We start from the raw sequence: 1,799 nt of genomic DNA, 5'->3' as shown, positions 1-1,799 counted from the left end.
CTCCCTTGGTTTCATCTGGTGAAAATTTCCGATAATGATCTTGGCTTTGCATAATTCCAGCTGCCATTCCGTGGACAAAATGTCATGCTTTTTGTAATAGTTGTCCGGGTCATTGGGCAGCAAGACCCTTAAGCGGTCACGGATGGTGATTCCCGGGGTCACCAGGAGAAAGGCGTCACTGAACCTGGCATCCTGAGGATTGGCGAATTTGTTGAGAGCATGCCAGGCGATAAGCATGGCCATGACTAATGTCTTTCCCGAACCGGTGGCCATTTTAAAGGCGATACGGTAAAGCAGGGGATTGCTCGTTTCGTTTTCTTCTTTCAGGGTATTTTCGATCCATTGATCGCCAAGTTTTGAAGCTGCTTCAATAATATATATTATGGTTTCCAGCGCCTCAATCTGACAGAAAAATAGTTTTTTCTCACGCTCCGGCCTTGTCCAATAATCAATAAGTTGGGATGTGATTCGGGATATATACGGCCTTCCCTTGGCCCGCCACAAAGATACTCGTTCACGGATATTATTAATTAGCTTATTTTCCTCGATGCGGTCTTCGGTCCATTCGGTTTTAAATAGGGGCTGCGCGCCCGCCTTTTTTTTGGATCTCGGCACGGGGACAAAATAGGCGCTCTTCCGGCGTGCTTCGACGATCTCATTGGTGATTCCTTCCTCTGAAAAACGGAAGTGGCGCTTAGGTTCCATAAAAGGTGAATTAAGAATCGGGTTTTCGATGACAATCACTTTACTCATCTGATTCCTTGATCTTCATATTTTCCGACTCTCCCAAAATGCGCCCTGAAATTGATTTTATACTCTTCTGAGGAAGGATTTGCAAGAAACCCTTAAGTCAGATCTCCAGGTTTCAGAAATCATTATTGCCCTCTTCCAGGCAATGTCATTTTTTTAATTCCTTCTCCAACCTCGCGAACAGCGATGCTCCTATTCGCCGGCGAAATTTACTTTTTCCTGATCGGATTCAGCCTCTGGAACGTCGGCACGTCGAGCGGATCGTCGAAATTTTCCGGGCCATGGGTCATGTTGGGCATCGTGCCTTCGTTGACGTACTTGCCCAGGTCCACGCTGCTGCCCGGGCGGCTTTGGATGAGAAAAGGCTGCGCCGGCGTGGGCTGGCGGTAGGAAGGTTCCGGGGAGATGAAACTCGCCGGCGTGGTCTTGCCGCGCATCTGCGCCTCGCTCTTGCTTTCCTTGAAGCCGGTGGCGATCACGGTGATGCGCAGGGTGTCGCCGCTGTTTTCATCCTCGATCACCCCGAACTTGATGGTCGCGTCCGCGTCGGCGTTGCGGGTGATCAGGTCGGATATCTTTTCGATCTCGGCCAGGGTCAGGGTCGACGAAGCGGTGATGTTGTACAAAACGCCGGTGGCGCCGGTGATGGCCAGGTTGTCCAGGAGCGGGGAATTCAGGGCCCGCTTGGTGGCTTCCTCGGCCCGGTTCTCGCCTTTGGCCTCGCCGGTTCCCATCAGGGTGATGCCCCGGCCGACCATGGTGGCTTTGACGTCGGCGAAATCGACGTTCTGGGCCCCGGTGCTGTTGATGATGTCCGAAATCCCGCGCACAGCCTGCAGCAGGACCTCGTCGGCTTTCTTGTAGGCGTTCTTGTAGGTGATATTGGGATCTCCCAATTCCAGCAGCTTCTGGTTGGGAATGATGATGATGGCGTCGACGTTCTCGCGCAGCTTGCGGATCCCCTCCTCGGCCACGCGCATCCTTTTTTCCTTTTCGAAAAGAAAGGGCTTGCTGACCACGGCCACGGTCAGGATGCCCATGGTGGACGC

2 protein-coding genes are annotated in these 1,799 nt (G+C 52.6%); both read right to left on the bottom strand.

Annotated elements, in window-relative coordinates; all coding sequences use genetic code 11:
• On the bottom strand, window positions 1-753 hold a 753-nt coding region (locus NTW95_13190; protein MCX6558363.1), incomplete at its 3' end, for a DEAD/DEAH box helicase family protein.
• 206 nt (window positions 754-959) lie between these two features.
• Window positions 960-1,799, bottom strand: an 840-nt coding sequence (locus tag NTW95_13185) for a cell division protein FtsZ (GenBank protein MCX6558362.1), incomplete at its 5' end; no start/stop codon positions are given.

This window comes from Candidatus Aminicenantes bacterium, from assembly GCA_026393795.1.
GTDB lineage: Bacteria > Acidobacteriota > Aminicenantia > UBA2199 > UBA2199 > UBA2199.
Note: the sequence above shows the minus strand (reverse complement) of the source record. Positions and strands in the feature narration are given on the sequence as shown.